The 18,194-nt window shown below is 43.0% G+C and carries 16 protein-coding genes; 14 read left to right on the top strand and 2 right to left on the bottom strand.

Going from position 1 to position 18,194, the window contains the following annotated elements; all coding sequences use genetic code 11:
* The 14 genes from QM629_RS08805 to QM629_RS08740 all read left to right on the top strand — a co-directional run bounded on the left by QM629_RS08805 (position 1) and on the right by QM629_RS08740 (position 15,404).
* Entirely contained in the window at positions 1-2,328 is a 2,328-nt protein-coding gene (locus QM629_RS08805; RefSeq protein WP_415159273.1) for a M1 family metallopeptidase, read from the top strand.
* 202 nt (positions 2,329-2,530) lie between these two features.
* Positions 2,531-3,625, top strand: coding sequence for a glycosyltransferase (locus QM629_RS08800; protein WP_415159271.1), 1,095 nt, complete (start codon positions 2,531-2,533; stop codon positions 3,623-3,625).
* 6 nt (positions 3,626-3,631) lie between these two features.
* Positions 3,632-3,967 carry a gliding motility protein GldC gene (gene gldC / locus QM629_RS08795; RefSeq protein WP_415159269.1) on the top strand — a complete coding sequence of 112 codons (336 nt, stop codon included), beginning with the start codon at positions 3,632-3,634 and terminating at the stop codon, positions 3,965-3,967.
* A 101-nt stretch (positions 3,968-4,068) separates the two neighbouring features.
* Positions 4,069-4,524 (top strand): GatB/YqeY domain-containing protein, encoded by a 456-nt coding sequence (locus tag QM629_RS08790; protein WP_415159267.1) that lies wholly within the window; start codon positions 4,069-4,071, stop codon positions 4,522-4,524.
* Between the two features lie 88 nt (positions 4,525-4,612).
* A complete protein-coding gene (locus QM629_RS08785) occupies positions 4,613-5,161 on the top strand; it encodes a CvpA family protein (protein WP_415159265.1) in 549 nt (182 codons plus the stop codon).
* Positions 5,162-5,235: 74 nt separating this feature from the next.
* Entirely contained in the window at positions 5,236-6,015 is a 780-nt protein-coding gene (locus QM629_RS08780; RefSeq protein ID WP_415159263.1) for an alpha/beta fold hydrolase, read from the top strand.
* A 37-nt stretch (positions 6,016-6,052) separates the two neighbouring features.
* Complete coding sequence (locus QM629_RS08775; protein WP_415159261.1) at positions 6,053-6,712, top strand: CBS domain-containing protein; 660 nt, start codon at positions 6,053-6,055, stop codon at positions 6,710-6,712.
* Positions 6,713-6,797: 85 nt separating this feature from the next.
* Positions 6,798-8,267: a POTRA domain-containing protein gene (locus QM629_RS08770; RefSeq protein ID WP_415159259.1), complete on the top strand. Its 1,470-nt coding sequence runs from the start codon at positions 6,798-6,800 to the stop codon at positions 8,265-8,267.
* A gap of 84 nt (positions 8,268-8,351) precedes the next feature.
* On the top strand, positions 8,352-9,224 hold the full coding sequence (locus QM629_RS08765) for an NAD kinase (protein WP_415159257.1): 873 nt from the start codon (positions 8,352-8,354) through the stop codon (positions 9,222-9,224).
* Positions 9,225-9,294: 70 nt separating this feature from the next.
* On the top strand, positions 9,295-10,167 hold the full coding sequence (locus QM629_RS08760) for a DUF6089 family protein (RefSeq protein WP_415159255.1): 873 nt from the start codon (positions 9,295-9,297) through the stop codon (positions 10,165-10,167).
* Between the two features lie 305 nt (positions 10,168-10,472).
* The gene (locus QM629_RS08755) at positions 10,473-11,249 is read left to right on the top strand and encodes an isoprenyl transferase (RefSeq protein WP_415159253.1); all 777 of its coding nucleotides are present in this window, start codon (positions 10,473-10,475) and stop codon (positions 11,247-11,249) included.
* Positions 11,250-11,372: 123 nt separating this feature from the next.
* Positions 11,373-14,204, top strand: coding sequence for an outer membrane protein assembly factor (locus tag QM629_RS08750; protein WP_415159251.1), 2,832 nt, complete (start codon positions 11,373-11,375; stop codon positions 14,202-14,204).
* Between the two features lie 47 nt (positions 14,205-14,251).
* Positions 14,252-14,767: an OmpH family outer membrane protein gene (locus tag QM629_RS08745; RefSeq protein WP_415159249.1), complete on the top strand. Its 516-nt coding sequence runs from the start codon at positions 14,252-14,254 to the stop codon at positions 14,765-14,767.
* Between the two features lie 28 nt (positions 14,768-14,795).
* Positions 14,796-15,404, top strand: a complete 609-nt coding sequence (locus tag QM629_RS08740) for an OmpH family outer membrane protein (protein WP_415159247.1) — start codon at positions 14,796-14,798, stop codon at positions 15,402-15,404.
* A gap of 89 nt (positions 15,405-15,493) precedes the next feature.
* Here the strand turns inward: QM629_RS08740 and carA are convergent, their stop codons facing one another.
* Both carA and QM629_RS08730 read right to left on the bottom strand, forming a co-directional pair.
* Entirely contained in the window at positions 15,494-16,588 is a 1,095-nt protein-coding gene (gene carA / locus QM629_RS08735; protein WP_415159245.1) for a glutamine-hydrolyzing carbamoyl-phosphate synthase small subunit, read from the bottom strand.
* Between the two features lie 221 nt (positions 16,589-16,809).
* Positions 16,810-17,949 carry a serine hydrolase domain-containing protein gene (locus QM629_RS08730; RefSeq protein WP_415159243.1) on the bottom strand — a complete coding sequence of 380 codons (1,140 nt, stop codon included), beginning with the start codon at positions 17,947-17,949 and terminating at the stop codon, positions 16,810-16,812.
* Positions 17,950-18,194: the final 245 nt, after the last annotated feature.

Raw genomic sequence — 18,194 nt, 5'->3', positions numbered from 1 at the left:
ATGAAGCATCTCTTACTTTGTTTATGTACGATGGCAACTACCGCCGCCATCGCCCAGTCACAGTTTTACAATAACCCGCAAAGCAATCATGGCAACCGCTTTGAAGACCTTGGCTTTTTATTGCCTACGCCCAATGAATACAGAACGGCCAGCGGCGCGCCCGGCCCAAAATACTGGCAGCAGAAAGCCGATTATGATATTGATGTTACCCTCGATGAGCAAAACAATTATATAAGAGGAAAAGAAACGGTTACTTATTTTAACCAGTCGCCCGATAAGCTGGATTACATCTGGCTGCAGCTCGATGAAAACATCCACAATCCGCAAAGCGATAACAACAAAGACAATACCGGCAAGATGGGTGACCGTGTAAGCAATTCGCAGTTATCAGGCTTTGAGCCCGGCAAAAAAATGGAAGGCTATGGTGTAAACCTCGCAACAGTTACCGATGCTTCCGGTAAAGCGCTTTCTTATACCGTGGTACAAACCATGATGCGCATTAACCTGCCGGCGCCTTTGGCGCCGGGCCAGCAGTTTGTTTTTAAAATTGACTGGAGTTATAAGATCAATAACAAGGCGGAGATAGGCGGCCGCGGCGGTTATGAAAACTTCCCGGAAGACGGCAATAATTTATATTCCATAACCCAATGGTATCCCCGCATGGCTGTATATAGCGATTTTAAGGGCTGGGAGCATAGCCAGTTTACCGGCGGCGCCGAATTTGCCCTAACCTTTGGCGATTTTAAAGTGAAGATCACTACGCCGGCAGACCATATTGTGGCAGCCACCGGCGAATGCACCAATCTTAAACAAATGATCTCAGCCGCCCAGTATAACCGCTGGATGCAGGCGCATTCCGCTTCGCAGCCGGTGGAAATTGTTACGCTGGATGAAGCAAAAAATGCAGAGCAATCCAAAAGCCCGGCCACCAAAACCTGGGTGTTTGAGGCAAAGAATGTGCGGGATTTTGCATTTAATTCATCCCGCAAGTTTATATGGGATGCCATGCAGATTGACATCAACGGTAAAAAAATTATAGCGCAGAGCTATTATCCCAAAGAAGCATACGCCCTTTGGAGCAGGTATTCCACCAAAGTGGTAGCGCATACTTTAAAAACATACAGCAAGCATACCATTCCCTATCCTTACCCGCAGGCCTCTTCTGTGGAAGCGGCAAACGGCATGGAATATCCCATGCTGGCTATGAACAACGGCCGCACGGCAAAAGACGGCACGTACAGCGAAGCCACAAAATATGGCATGATAGGCGTAACCATCCATGAAGTAGGCCATAACTTTTTCCCGATGATCGTAAACAGCGACGAGCGCCAGTACTGGTGGATGGATGAAGGCCTGAATACGTTTTGCCAGTTCTTAACCGAGCAGGAGTTTGATAACAACTATCCTTCCACGCGCGGGCCGGCGCATTTAATTACAGGTTACATGCGCCTGCCCAAAGACCAGCTTGAGCCCATTATGACAAAAGGCGATGCGGTGGCAAGCGTAGGCAGCAATGCCTATGCAAAAGCATCAACCGGTTTGAACATTCTGCGGGAAACCATTATGGGCCGCGACCTGTTTGATTTTGCCTTTAAGGAATATGCAGAAAGATGGGCCTTCAGGCATCCAACGCCGGCAGACCTGTTCAGAACACTGCGCGATGCGAGCGGCGTTGACATTGACTGGTTCATCCGCGGCTGGTTTTTCGGAACAGACCCGGTTGATATTTCTTTAGACAGCGTGAAATGGTTTAAGCTGGCTGATAATAATACAATGACATTTCAGCCACAAACTTTCAGAACGATAGGGCAGGACAGGAACAAAGAAGACCGGAACATAAAATTTGCCACAGACGCCGATACGGCTTTGCGTGATTTTTATTACTACAACCGTGGCGCCGATGCCATGTTGCGTGCCGGTGAACAGGCTGCAAAAGATACGGCCTTTCTCGACAAGGAAAATGTTGATGCCTGGCGGGATAAAAATTTTTATGAGCTTAGCTTCAGCAACCTGGGCGGTTTGGTTATGCCGGTAATAATTGAATGGACGTATAAGGATGGCACCAAAGAAGTGCAGCGTGTGCCTGTAACAGTTTGGCGTAAAAATGAAAAGCAATTCAGTAAAGTGTTTATTAAAGATAAGGAAGTTGCCGCCATCCGTTTAGACCCTTACCGCGAAACGGCCGATATAAATGAGGAAAACCAGATCTGGCCGCAAATGCCGATGCCTTCCAAATTCCAGTTGTTTAAAATGCAGGGCGGCTTTGGCGGCCCGAGAGGCCAGAGCGCCGGCAGCAATGCCATGCAGAAAGCGGGGGCGAAATCTTAACGTGAATCGTCAATCGTGAATGTGTGTGATTGTTTGAAGTAGGTTTATTAATTCAACATTGCAATTAAAAAATTTACTAAAGCCCCGGCTTTATCATTCATCATATTTGGGTGTCTGAAGAAAATGCTGCTTTTAAATTTTTCACGTTTCACGTTTGACGATTCACATTTATAATTCACGATTCACGCTATTTTTGCCCCTTATGCGCATTGCAGTAATTGAACATGCACAAGGCGGCGATTACACAGAATATCTTTTTTCTTTGCTTGAAGAAAAGGCAAACCAGCACAACTACCAGGTAAAATTCTGGAGCAATTCAGTGCCGGTGTCCCAGCAACACATCGGAGAAAATGCCGTCATTTTTATTTCACTGAACAATCATTCATCTTTTTTCTTAAACTGGCTGTACCAGGTAAAAATCCCTTCCATCGTAAAAAAGATAAAGGCAGAAGTGGTGGTTGGCCTGAATGGCATGGCATGTCCGCGTATTAAGGTTCCGCAACTGATTGCTGCCGGCCCCGGTTTTTTAAAACAGGATGTTCAGCAGCCGGACAAGCTGATGAAGTTTGCCCGGAATTATTTTGATGTTTCCCAAAAAACTGCTGCCGGTATTTTGAGTTATTCAAACACGAAAAAGCCAAACCAGCTCTTGAACATACCGGAAAAAATACAATACCTTCCCTTTACAGCGCCCACTGTTTTCAAAACATTTGAGTGGCATGAAAAGATAATGACGAAGGCGCAGTTTGCCGATAATAAAGAGTATTTTATTTCGGTGATTGAAGACGAATCGCTGAACGATTTTGTATTGCTGCTGAAAGGCTTCTCCCGTTTCAAGAAATGGCAGCAGAGTAACATGCAGCTCATCATTCTTCCAAAGTACGAAAGCTTCAGCGCTGAGGTACGCAATAAACTTTGCACCTATAAATACCGAGATGATGTGCAATTGCTGGAAAATGCGGAAGAAAAAGAAATACCGCCGTTGTTTGCATCGGCGCACAGCTTTATTCACGTGGCAGGTCATTATCCGCAATTATATATTTTATCCATAGCCATGCAGTGCAGCCTGCCGGTTATTTCATTCCAGAATGAGGATGTAAAAGAATATGGCGGCGATGGTGTTTTATTTTGCGATGAAAAAACAGATGAATCGCTTGGCAATAGTTTGATTCAATTATATAAAAATGAAAATTTGCATGCGCAGCTAAAGGAAGCTGCCGGTAAGCAGGCCTTAAGCAGGAATGAGTATGGCGATAAGCTCTGGCAATTACTTGAGGTACTGGTTAAAAAAAATTAAGGAACAATGGAACAGTCAACAATAACAATAAACGTAAAATTGGGCGAAGACAAAATTCCGCAGCAGATTGAATGGAAAGCCATAGGCACAACAGCCCAGCAGGTGCAGCAGGCCAAAGCCTTTATGCTTGCCTTTTGGGATGGCGCTGAAAAAACCGCCTTGCGCATTGACCTCTGGACAAAAGAAATGATGGTGGATGAAATGGCCGATTTTTTTTACCAAACCTTCATTACCATGGCCGAGACATATAACCGGGCAACGCACCACGATGAGCTTGCTGCAGACATGAAGGAGTTTGCCAAAACATTTTATAATAAATTCAGGGAGAAATATTTGAAATAAATAGTCCGGAGGCCGGCAAAGTCCGAAAAGTCAGTGAAAGCTTCCTGTCTTGCGGTCTTACGGACTTCCAGGCTTTTCGGACTCTTCTAAAAACAACAACTATGAATCTTGAACAACAGGTAATGGCTGAAATGAAGGACGCCATGAAAGCAAAAGAGGAAGCAGCCCTGCGGGGCCTGCGTGCCATTAAAGCCGAAATTATTAAGGCTAAAACCGAGCCCGGCGCCAATGGTGAGCTGAGTGAAGATGCAGCCTTAAAAATGCTGCAGAAAATGATGAAGCAGCGTAAAGATTCGCTGGAGATTTATCAACAGCAAAACCGGGAAGACCTGGCTAAAAAAGAGCAGGAAGAAATTGCTGTAATTGAAAAATTTATGCCTGCTCAAATGAGCGAAGCTGAACTGAAAGCAGCGTTGAAGAAAATAATTGAACAGGTGGGCGCTTCGTCTCCGGCCGATATGGGCAAAGTAATGGGCGTTGCCACCAAACAGCTTGCCGGCCAGGCCGATGGCAAAGCCATTTCCGCTGCGGTGAAAGAATTGCTATCCAATAAATAAATGCAGGATGCGTTATATAACAAGCTTGCCTCACTGCAAATGATGATCTTTTAAAAAGCATCCGCCGGAGGGGATGGGGAGGCCTTGTATGATAATAGACATTCTCTTTTTTATACTCCTTGTGCTTGCCGTTATTAAAGGCATAAGCCGCGGCTTTGTGGTAGCCGTGTTCTCATTTTTTGCTATCATTATAGGCGTTGCTGCGGCTATGAAATTGTCTTATTTAACAGCAAGCTGGCTGCAGCAATCGTTCCATACAAGTGGTGAATGGTTGCCCATTCTTTCCTTTTTACTGGTATTTTCAGGCGTAGTTATCCTGGTGCGCTTAGTGGCTAATTTTATACAGGCGGCTGTAAAGATGGCCATGCTGGGCTGGCTGAATAAACTGGGGGGAATTGTTTTATATCTTTTCATCTATCTCTTTGTGTATAGTATCCTGCTTTTTTATCTCACCAAAATGAATTTTATTAAAGAAGAAACCGTTGCTTCATCCCATACGTATGCGCTGATAGAGCCCTTTGGCCCGGTGGCAATAGATGTGCTTGGCGCTATGATTCCTGTATTTAAAAATATTTTTGAACAGCTTTCCGGATTTTTTGAAAGAATAGGACAAACAAGCTCTGATGCTTTCTTATAATTGGGTAGCATAAATGAAAAATATTTACTTTAGCAATATTAGATAGCTTTGCAGTACCCAGAATAAAATAAAGAATGCAATACGAGATTAAAAAACTGGACAAATTTAAATACATAGAGGAAGGTGAAGGCGAGCCGTTGGTTTTACTGCACGGGTTATTTGGCGCTTTAAGTAATTATGAGCATCTTATTGCCTTTTTCAGGCGAACGCATAAGGTGATTGTGCCCATGCTGCCTATGTTTGAACTTGACCTGCTGCATACTTCTGTAGGTGGTTTTGCAAAGTATATCAATAAGTTTATTGAAAAGATGGGGTATAAAAATTATCATTTGCTTGGTAATTCCCTGGGCGGCCATATTGCGCTGGTGCATATTCTTAAGCATCCTGAAAATGTGCAATCGCTCATATTAACCGGAAGCTCAGGGTTGTATGAAAGCGGCATGGGTGATTCTTATCCGCGCCGCGGTGATTATGATTATATTAAAAAGAAAACGGAGCTTACTTTTTACGATCCTGCAACGGCAACACCCGACCTGATTGACGAAGTGTATAAAATTTGCAATAACCGTTTACAGCTTATACGCATACTGGCGCTGGCAAAAAGCGCCATCCGCAATAACCTGGGCGAAGAGCTTGGGCAAATAAAACAGCCTACCCTGCTGGTGTGGGGCAACCAGGATACGGTAACGCCGCCTTTTGTGGCGCATGAATTCAATAAGCTTATACCCAACAGTGAATTAAAGTTTATAGACAAATGCGGCCATGCGCCTATGATGGAGCAACCGGCTGAATTCAATGCAATACTGGAAGAGTTTCTTGCAAAAATTCAGAAGTCGGCTGCAACTTTAGCCTGATATTTTTTGTCTTAATCCAAATAGTCGGAATAGATTAATGTTAGCATCGGAAATTATACAACCATCAATACCTGTTTTGCATTATAACGATACCATCAACGACGCGATAGACCTGTTACAGCAAAACAACATTGACCATCTTGCAGTGCTGAATAAAGATAATTGTGAAGGGCTGCTGAGCATGGATGAATTATTATCAGCCGAAGATGCAGATGTGGTGGGTGATCTCTCCGGCAAATTCCTGCATATAAGCATTCAGCACGACCAGCATTTTCTCACTGCGCTGAAGATGATTAGCGAAGCTGGTATAACAGCCTTGCCTGTGCTTTCTCAAAACAAAGAATATATTGGCGTTGTAACACATTCCACACTGGTGCAGAATCTCGGTACATTTTTAAGTACCGATGTGCCTGGCGGCCTGTTTGTGCTTGAAATGGAAAAGCATAAATTTTCCATAGGAGAGCTTTGCCGGCTGGTAGAAACGAACGATGCATTTGTAACCCAGATAAACACTTATATTGAGCACATTTCCGGCCTGCTCATCGTTACATTCAAGATCAATAAAACAGAAGTTTCCGACGTGCTGGCTACCCTGCAGCGTTTTGATTATAATGTGCGCTATTATTTTGGCGAAGAGTTGTTTGAAAACGACCTGAGGGCTAATTACGACAACCTGATGGCCTATCTGAACGTATAGCCGCCTGCTTTTTACAGCTTGTTAAATATTTTGCATCTTACATGCCGCTGGCCTGTATAGCCTATTTTTACCACCTTACCATTCCATGCCTGATTTGCACATGAAGCTGTTGCGCGTTGTTTTATTAATGACCTTTTTTTGTCTTGTATTTGCGGCTGCCGGCAGTACACAGTCAGATTCATCCCGCCATATCATGGCAGATTCTGTTGTTACAGATACCGGTGCAAAAAATAATCTGCCTGATACATTGTTTATTGCCGGCATTTCCATTTATGGCAACAAAAAAACAAAGTCGTATATAATAGAAAGAGAATTGCCTTTTAAGCAGGGCAGTTATATAACGCTTGGTGATCTTAAGAAAGGCCTTGAAACAGGAAAACAGCAATTAGTAAATACAACCTTGTTTACCGATGTGGCCGTGTATGTGGAAAACAGCTATGGCCAGTTTGTATTTATAACCGTGTTTGTAAAAGAACGCTGGTATATTTTGCCTTTGCCTTATTTTAAGTTTATTGATGCCAATTTCAATACATGGTGGGTAACTTACAACCATACATTAAAGAGAACGAACTACGGTATAAAATTTTTGCATAATAATATTTCAGGCAGAAACGATAAGCTTACCACATGGCTGATAACAGGTTATTCCAAACAGGTAGCCGTAAAATATGAACGGCCTTTTTTTGATAAGCAGCTAAAGCAAGGCTACCAGCTTTTTGCAAGCTACAGCAACCAGGGCGATATTAATTATGCCACCAATAAAAACAAACAGCAGTTTCTGCGGCCGGAAGGCTTGCCTTACATGCGCAAAACTTTAAAAATGGAAGGCGATTATATTTACAGGCCGGGTTTGCGTGTGCGGCATATTTTCAGGGCCGGGTATATGTATGAGCAAATTGCCGATACCGCCTTTGCGCTCAACCCCGGTTATTTTGGCAATGGCAATAAAAAAGCTTCGTTCCCATACATAGGCTATACTTTCTGGTACAGCAATGCAGATTATAATTTTTATCCTGTAAAAGGCCTGGTTTCTGAAACCAGTATTCTGCACAAAGGCATTACGAAAGACATGAACCTTACGCAGCTTGTTTCCATCAATTCCTATACTATTCCTCTTTTGCCAAAAACGCAGATACAGGTTAAAGAAGGCGGCATGCTAAACCTGCCGTTTAACCAGCCATTTTATAATAAAGGCATGTTTGGCTACTATGGAAATATTTCTATGCGGGGCTATGAATATTATGTTATTGACGGCGATGCAGGCATAGTGGGCAGGGCCACATTACAGCAGCAATTGGCAGGCTTTACAAAAAAGCTGGGGCTTGGAGAAAAAAAAGAGCCCTACTCATTCAGGGTTTATGGGAAATTGTTTGCTGATGCCGGCTATGTATATAACCGGCATCCCGGCAACAGTATCTTAAACAATAAAATGCTGCATAGCTGGGGCGCGGGCATTGATTTGGTGGCGCCTTACGATGTGATCTTTAAGTTTGACTATAGCTTTAACCAGTTGGGCGAAAGCGGTATTTTTATTCATTTAAATACCGACTTTTAGGCATAACTGCTGCATTTACTGTTATCTTTAGCCAGTAAAACGATATTGGTGCTTTTGCGCAGGCAAACGTTTAATACAACTTGAATGAAAGTAGCTATTTACAGCCGCGGTAACAGCCAGGATTTGAGGGAAGAACTGGAAGAACTTGTATTGCGGCTTACCAGCAATAATATTCAAGTATTGCTGCATTATGCTTTGGCTGAATTTATAAATCCCGTTGGCAATGTTCTGGTTGATTTTTTTTCCGGCCACGAAGACCTGAACAGTTCGGTTGACTTTTTAATAAGCCTTGGCGGCGATGGAACGATACTTGATGCCGTAACATTGGTACGAAATAAGAATATCCCCATACTGGGCATTAATTATGGAAGGCTTGGCTTTCTTGCAGGCATCAGCAAACATGAACTGGGCACGGCTGTAGATGCACTGGTGAACCGGACCTTTGTTATTGACAAAAGATCGCTCATGCATCTTGATGCAGACAGGCCCTTGTTTGGCGATGTGCCTTTTGCCCTGAACGAATTTTCCCTGCATAAAAGGGATATTTCGCCCATGATTAAAATTAATACCTATTTAAACGGTGAATTTTTAAATACCTATTGGTGCGACGGATTGATTGTGGCAACGCCAACCGGCTCAACCGGCTATAATATGAGTTGCAACGGCCCGATCGTTTTTCCGGAAACAGGCAGCTTTATCATTACGCCGGTGGCGCCGCATAATCTGAATATGAGGCCGATTGTAGTGCCCGATTCTTATATTATTTCTTTTGAAGTAGAGAGCCGCAGCGATGAATTTATTTGCGCCATGGATGCCCGCCGGGAAATTGTGCATAAAGATGCACAGCTTGCCGTGCGAAAAGAAAAATTTTCCATTAACCTGGTACGGCTGAATGAAAATAATTTTCTTTCAACATTGCATACCAAACTGACCTGGGGGCTTGATAAAAGAAATTAAGCCTTTATCTTGCGCCAATAACACAAGAAATAACAATGTTTTGCGTTATACAAAATAATTTACAACCAGAATGAGGCTAAATAAACTTTTACTTTTTATTGCTTTATTGTATTGCAGCATCGGTTTTGGTCAGTCGCAACTATACAACAGTTATAAAAGCGAAGGAGAGTTTGGCATTGCTGTGGGCGCCGGCCACTATTTTGGCGATCTTAATACAAGGGCTGCAATAAACCGCCCAAAGTTTTCGGGAGGCGTATATTATATTAAGCAGTTTAATAATTATATAGGATTAAAGTTGTCAGCCGATTATGCTTTTCTTGCCTACAGCGATATATACAGCAAAAATGCAACGCAGAGGGCCAGAAACCTTAGCTTTAATACAAACGTTTGGGAGGGTGCATTAAGTGGTTATTTTAATTTTTTCAGGTTCATCCCCGGCGTTTCCGGTTATAGATTCACGCCTTATCTTTCTTTAGGCATAGGCGTTTTTTCTTACGATCCGTATGCCTACCTGCAGGGCACAAAATATTTCCTGCGCCCCCTCGGCACAGAAGGCCAGAATGCAGATTCCGGCAGAAAGCAATACGGCACAATGGCATTGTGCTTTCCCCTTACCCTTGGGTTTAAATACAGCATAAATGAAAATATGAATGTGTTTGCCGAAGTGGGATACCGGTTTACCAATACAGATTACCTGGATGATGTGAGCACCACTTATGCAGGGCCCGACGCCTTTATGACAACCAATTCCGACGAAACGACCGAAGTGGATTATCCGGCTTATTATTTACAGGACCGCAGTTATGAAACCGGAACATCCATCGGCGTTAAAGGGCGGCAGCGCGGCAACAGCACTCAAAAAGATTCTTATGTGCTCTTTCATCTTGGCGTATCGTTTAATATCAGCTCGTACAAATGCCCCACGCCATCCTCTTCCAAATAAACGGCTCAGCAGATATGCCACGAAGGCGCGAAGCCTTGATTTTAAAGCTTGATTTTCTTCATGCTTTAGTGGCTGTTTGAATTTTTTCACACAGAAAGCACAGAGCTGACAGATGCGCTTTATCCTCTGTTGACTCCTTTGCTCTGTGCGAAAAATCGCCAAAACCCTGTAAAGAATTAAATTTTTAAACGCCTCAATCATCTGCCTTTTACCCTGATCCGGCACGCCGGGCTTTTGCCGGCGCTCCAAAATATTAATTAGTCTGCTTGTTCTTATTTATTAATTTTGTTCCTGAGCTATTTGTTATGTCCGATTATCTCAAAGACAAAATTGACCTGGCTAAATTGCCTAACCATATTGCCATAATTATGGATGGAAATGGCCGTTGGGCAAAAGAAAAAGGCCACGACCGTTTATATGGCCATTATCATGGTGTGGAAAGTGTGCGCAACATCCTGGAAGGCTGCGCTGAGCTGCACATACAATATCTTACCCTGTATGCCTTCAGCACCGAAAACTGGTACAGGCCCAAAGATGAAGTGGATGGTTTAATGGAATTGCTGGTTGATACCATTCGCAAAGAGGTGGCAACGCTTAACAAGAACAGTATTAAACTGCACGTAATTGGTAATATGAATACGCTGCCTCCCCATGCCAGGAAAGAACTGGGGGAAGCTTTGCGTGAAACCAGCCACAACGATAAATTCAACCTCATACTGGCGCTTAGCTATAGCAGCCGGTGGGAGCTGCTGCAGGCCGTTAAAAATATTGCTGCCGACGTGAAAGAAGGAAAACTTGCGGTGGAAACCATTGACCAGGAAACCATTCAGAAATACCTCGCTACCAGCGAATTTCCCGACCCTGACCTGCTTATACGTACCAGCGGCGAATACCGCATCAGTAATTTTTTATTATACCAGCTTGCTTATGCAGAATTGTATTTTACCAGCACCCAGTGGCCCGATTTCAGAAAAAAACACCTTTTTGAAGCCATCATTGATTTCCAGAACCGCAGAAGGCGTTTTGGCAAAACAGACGAGCAAATTTTTGTTCCCCAGCCCCAGCAACTTCAGCATTCCTGATTTTCGTATTTTGATTTAACAAACACTTTTAAATATTCCATCTAATTTGCCCGCTTTTAAAATCAATGTGGCTACGGCTGTTCACTCAAATCACTTACTAATTAATTAAATAACTAATTCCGGATGCGATATTTTTCGGCAATCGTTTTACTTAATTTGATTTGCCTTGCAGGCATGCAGGCCAATGCCCAACAGCCGGTTATACCCATGGCCCAGCCTGATACGATTCCGGGAAATATTGTTCGCACAGACACTTCGGGCTTAATGAATCCTAACCCGGGCGCTACCGACACACTGCCGGTAACCTCTCTCAATTCCGACCTGCTGAATATTTTCAACCAGCCTTATCCCAAAAAATATAAAATAGCGAACATAACCGTAACCGGTAATGAAAATAATAATTTCGATGAGAACTTATTATTGTCCATTGCAGGGTTGAACGTAGGCGATGAGGTTTCGCTGCCCGGTGGTGATAATTTTTCAAAAGCCATCACCAAACTCTGGGGCCAGAATTATTTCAGCGATGTGGCCATCTATCTTACTTCTTTAAAAGGCGATGCCATTTCGGTGGAAATACATGTTACCGAAAGGCCGCGTTTATCAAAGTACGTATTTAACGGCGTTAAAAAAGGGGAGAAGGATGATCTTACGCCTAAAACAGGCCTGGTTGTAAACAGAGTTATCACGGAAAACGTAAAGCGCACTTCGGTTGATGCCATAAAAAAGTTTTATGCTGATAAGGGCTTTCGCAATGTCAGCGTTTCGGTAGAAGAGGTAAGCGATTCTTCTGCCCCGAATGCTTCCATGCTTGTATATAACGTAGTAAGGGGCAGCAAGGTAAAAATAGCCGAAATAAATTTCCTGGATAATACGGTAAGCGCGGGAAAGCTGAAAGCCCAGATGAAGGGCACAAAAGAAAAAAGCCATTTAACCCTCTTTCCTTCAAAAGATATAACACGGTACGATGACAGCAGCACTAAGTATAATTTTCACGATTACGTGAAAGACTGGGGCTTCCTGTCGTTTTCCAAAACAAGAGAGGTGCTTGAGCCTTATATAAAAATAAAACCATTCTCTTCTGCAAAATTCGATGCCAAGAAATACGATGAAGATAAAAGCAAGGTGATCGCTTATTACAACTCCCTGGGGTATCGCGATGCAACAATTGTAAAAGATGACACCGCTAATGCAACGGATGGTTTGCACCTGTATTTGAGTGTGGATGAAGGCCACAAGTATTATTTCGGTAATGTAGGCTTCAGTAATGCCACCAAATACTCCGATTCTGTATTAATTGCCATTCTGGGAATTAAGAAAGGCGACACGTATAACCGCGAACTGCTTGAAAAAAAATTAGGTATTAATGGATCGCCGGAAGGTGGCGACATAAGCGGCCTGTACCAGGATGACGGTTACCTGTTCTTCCAGGTAAACCCGGTGGAAACGGCTGTATATAATGATACCATTGACTATGATATCAGGGTAACCGAAGGCCCGCAGGCAACATTTAAAAACATTAAAATCTCCGGAAACGACCGCACAAAAGAATATATTATACGAAGGGAACTGCGCACATTGCCGGGTGAAAAGTTCAGCCGTACAGATGTTATCCGTTCGCAGCGTGAACTTGCCAACCTGGGCTTCTTTAACCAGGAAAAAATTGTTCCTAATATTGTTCCCGACCAGGAAAACGGCACGGTTGACGTGGACTGGCAGGTGGAAGAAAAATCAGGCGATCAGCTTGAGCTGAGCGCCGGCTTTGGCGGCGGCATAGGCGTTACAGGTACGCTCGGCGTTACATTTAATAACTTCTCTATAAAGAATATCCTCCATAAATCGGCATGGGATCCCCTGCCTGTGGGCGACGGGCAAAAGCTAAGTGTGCGTGTGCAAAGCAATGGCCGCGCTTACCGCTCTTATAACGCTTCCTTTACCGAGCCCTGGCTGGGCGGCAAAAAACGCAATGCCTTTTCTGTTTCCGTATATGATACCAAGTTTGCCAATGCGTACGATGCTTCAACCGGCACTTATACAAAACAGGCGGCGGATACCTCTTTCTTCAGAACAACCGGATTCTCTGTTGGCTTAACAAAGCAGCTAAAATGGCCGGACGATTATTTCTCTGCAGGTGTGGCGCTGGAATATGCCCGTTACCAGCTTAAGAATTACTATATAGACGCCACCAATCTGCCAAACTTTAATAATGGTTTTTCAAACAATGTGAGCCTTAAATTCACCCTGCAGCGCTATTCGGAAGACCAGCAGATATTCCCGAGAACAGGTTCTAATTTCCAGGTATCGCTCCAGGTAACGCCGCCTTACTCCCTTATTGATAAGAGCATAGAAAATTCTTCCAATCCATATAAATTAATAGAATACTACAAATGGCGTTTTTCCGGTGAATGGTATGTGCCCATAGGAAGGCCCACAGGCCCGGATAACAATAAGCAGTTTGTATTAAAGCTGGCTGCCAAATATGGTTACATTGGCCGGTATAACCCTGAGATGTCGGTTTCGCCGTTTGAGCGCTTCCAGGTGGGCGATGCCGGGTTAAGCAACAGCTATGCATTATTGGGTTACGACATTATTTCCCAGCGCGGCTATCCTGTGTATGAAACTTCAGATCCGCGGGTTAACCCCGATCAGCAGGGGGCTTCGCAATACTTCACCATGTTTAATAAATATACGCTGGAGCTTCGCTATCCTTTTGCCCTTAACCCCAGCAGCACCATTTTTGCCCTGGGCTTTTTTGAGGCGGCCAATGGCTGGTACAGCTTCAAGGATTATAACCCGTTCAGGCTGCGCCGTTCCACCGGCTTGGGCGTAAGGTTCTTCCTGCCCATGTTTGGTTTGCTTGGGTTTGATTATGGCGTAGGCTTAGACAGGCTTAGCAGCGGCACCAAGCTTAAAGATGCTTCCAGGTTTACATTTATGTTGGGTTATGAACCGGATTAATTTACATTTAACTTCTTAAAAACGAAAAATCACCAAATTTTTTTGTCATGAAGAAGATATTCGTTGCCATACTGTTTGCAGCAGGTTTTGCAGGCAGCGCTCATGCCCAGCGATATGCCATTATAGATACAAAATATATTCTTGGCAAAATGCCTGAATATGTGGATGCTGATAAAAAGTTGCAGGACATAAGCAACCAGTGGCAAAAGGAAATTGATAACCTGCAGGCAGAGCTGAATACCATGTATAAAAATTATGATGCAGAGCAATATATGCTGAGCGATGATCTGAAAAAAAAGCGGGAAGATGAATTATATAATAAAGAAAAGCAATTGAGGGACCTGCAGAAGAAACGCTTTGGTTACGAAGGCGATTTATTTAAAGAAAGAGAAAGGATTGTTAAACCCATACAGGATAAGGTATATAACGCTGTGCAAAAAATGGCAGTGGCCCGCGGGTATGATTTTGTGCTCGATAAAAGTGAAGGAATTACTGTTATATTTGCCGACCCAAAATTAGACCGCAGCAATGATATACTGCAGCAACTGGGGATTAAGGATTAAAATAGTCAACTAAAAAACAAACAAAAAAATGAAGAAAGTTCTGATGGCAGCAGCTTTATTTACTGCCTTATGTTTTGGTTTCAATAAATTAAATGCCCAAACTCCCGCAGGTTCAAAAGTAGGTTGGTTTGATATAGAAATTATGTTGCAGGTAATGCCCGAATACCGTGTGGCAGACAGCCTTACGCAAATTTATCAAAGGGACACGCTGGGTGCGGAATACCAGGTTTATATGAGTGAATATCAAAGGTTGGACAGCACACTTAAGGCTGATTCTGCCAAGGGCAGTGTGTCTAAAACCGTAATGGATTATAACAACCAGCAAAAACAGCAAATTTATATGCAGTTGATATATTGGCAGCAAATTTCTCAGCAAAAAGCTCAGGCTTACCAGCAACAATTATTAGCACCAACGTACAGAAAAATACTGGCTGCTTATAAGAGGGTACTGGCTGTGAAGAAGTATGATTTAATTTTAAAACCCGATGCTGTCGAAGTTGGAAGCAAGGTTGAGAATGTGTTCCCGTTTGTAGCAAAGGAGTTGGGTGTAACATTACCACCTGGTCTAACAGGAGACCCTAACCAGGCATTGAATGATGCAAGCCCTGGCAGCGCAGCCGGTGCAGCGAAGCCATAAGCGATAAAAGCAAATAATTACTATTAAAAAAGGTTGCCATTTAAGCAACCTTTTTTAGTTCTGTAGAAATTGAGGTTAATGGCTTTTATCTATCGCATCATTTCAATAAACTCATCAAACAAATAACGGCTGTCATGCGGGCCGGGCGTGCTTTCCGGGTGATATTGCACGCTGAATGCAGGCTTATTCTTCATGCGTATGCCTTCAATGCTGTCATCATTCAGGTTCACATGCGTTATTTCAATATTGCTGTTGTTTTTTACCGCTTCGGGGTTTACGCCAAAACCATGATTTTGGGTGGTTATCTCGCAACGGCTGCTGGTAAGGTTTTTTACAGGATGGTTTAACCCCCTGTGCCCATGGTGCATTTTAAAAGTAGGAATATCGTTTGCCAGCGCCAGTAACTGGTGGCCAAGGCAAATGCCAAACAAGGGCTTATCTTCCTTTAATAATTCTTTTACCGTTTTCACTGCATAAGGCATGGCGGCCGGGTCGCCAGGGCCATTGGAAATAAAATAACCATTGGGCTTAAATGCCTTTATTTCTTCCACAGGCGTTTTAGCCGGGAACACTTTTAAAAATGCCCCGCGTTCAGCCAGTGAAGTGAGGATGTTTTGCTTTACGCCATAGTCAACCACGGCAATTTTTAAAGCTGCATTTTCGTCTCCAATTGCGTACGTTTCTTTTGTGCTTACAATACTGGCCAGTTCAAGGCCATCCATGTCAGGCACTTTATCCAGCTCGGCCTTTAAAGCTTCTTTATCTGTAATTTCAGAGGAAATAATGCAGTTCATAGCGCCGCTGTGGCGAATGTGCGCTACCAGTGAGCGGGTATCAATGCCTTCAATGGCAACAATATCATTCTTTTTAAGGTATTCATCTAAGCTGCCGGTGGCTTTATACCTTGAAAATTTATCTTCCAGGTTGCGGCCGATTAATGCGCGGATCTTTACGCTTTTGCTTTCCTGGTCAAAAGGATTGATGCCATAATTGCCAATGTGCACATTGTTCATTATCAGCACCTGGCCATAATAGCTGGGGTCGGTAAAAACTTCCTGGTAACCCGTCATGCCGGTATTAAAACATATTTCGCCGGTGGCGGTGCCAATTTTGCCAAATGCTTTGCCCTGAAGAAAAGTGCCGTCTTGTAAAAGAAGAAATGCAGGTTGTAGTGAATCAGACATTTTTTTTGAAAGTATTTTTTCAAAATGCAAAAGAAAGGCTTGATTTTGAAATGTAATGATAAATTTTTCAAAGTGTGATTAACATATTGCGGTCAGGCCGCTGCGGCCTGACCGCAATAAAAAATTTATTAGCCACAGATGCACGGATTTTTATCTGTACATCTGTGGCATACAATAAATGTCAGCGATATTTTTTTATCAGAATAATTTTCACAGGGCAACTACTGTATCATTTCTTCATATAAAATATTTTCAACAGCTTTTAATGCGGGGTTGAAGCCTGTATCGTACACCACATTGCAACCATTGGTAATAGCCACTATGCCAAACTTTTTTTTGGGATTGAAAAACATGATGCTGTACAGGCCATAGGCCGAGCCGGTATGGCCTTTCATAAGCTCGCCGGGAATAAGCGTATTATCCGCCGTCATTATTGCCAAACCATAACCGCCTTCGCCATCGGAAACCGGTGCCTGCATGGTTTTGGCGCTTTTCTTAGAAATAATCCTTATACCTTTATACTTGCCATAATAGGCATGCATGGTCATATATTTTGCAAGATCAGTGGCAGAAATTTTCATGCCGCCGGTTGGTGAAAAAACCGGCGTGCTATACCCCATCATATAATTATTTATCTCTGCTGTTCTTGGGTTGTATGCGCCATCGGCAACGGTAAATTGTTGCGTGGCTGAATCGTATTCATACAAAGTGGTAAACTTAGAAGAATCCAGTGCGCCTACTTCGTAACCGCCGTATAAACCCAGCTTATCAAGAATGTGTGCCTTAATATATTTATCAAAACGTTCGCCTGAAATTTTTTCTATGATAGTGCCAACCATGTTATAGTTAAGATTGCAATACTGATAACCTTTGCCGGGTGCATAATCATTATAACATTTGGCCCAGTTGGCAGTTTTATTTGGGTTGATGGAATCGAGCGTGAAATATCCCTGCGAATCATTCAGGCTTGAAGTGTGAGACATCAGCATTTTCAAAGTGATAACCTTGCCAGGAAATTTTGGGTTACGAACAGTGAAGCCGATCAGCTTGCTTACATCATCATTCAACGATAATTTCTTTTGTTCCGTTAACTGCATGATGGCTGTTGCAGAAAATGATTTGGAAATGGAAGCTATCCTGAAAATATCACTATCGCTTAGCGGCGTGCTGGAACTAACATTTTTTAAACCGAATGAATGCGTGTAAATAATGTTGCCTTTCTTAACAACAGCAACGGAAAGGCCAATCATTTTATAGGCATTCATTATGCTGTCAATACGTGTTTCTGCGTTGTTTTGAGCGAAAGAAGTTGTACTTGTAATAATCAGTAAAAATGTGAATAGCTGTTTTATAATTTTCATGCTGCCGTATTGTTGTTCCAAGAATAAAATAAACAACAAATATAAATTATCGCGGGTTCGTTGTGCGCAGCCCATGGCAGACGCATTAAAATTCTTATGAAGAGCCATCTGCTCGATTCAATTTTGTAAAGCCGTGCTTTAGCACGGTTATAGATGAGTTTGCATAGAAATAAGTGCCATCGGCACGGTGCATAATGTAACGAGCTGATGGCTCTCAACAACATTTTGATGGTTTCAAACGGGTT

This window comes from Parafilimonas sp. (genome assembly GCF_047606085.1).
Classification (GTDB): domain Bacteria; phylum Bacteroidota; class Bacteroidia; order Chitinophagales; family Chitinophagaceae; genus Parafilimonas.
This window is presented reverse-complemented; position numbering and strand designations above follow the sequence as displayed.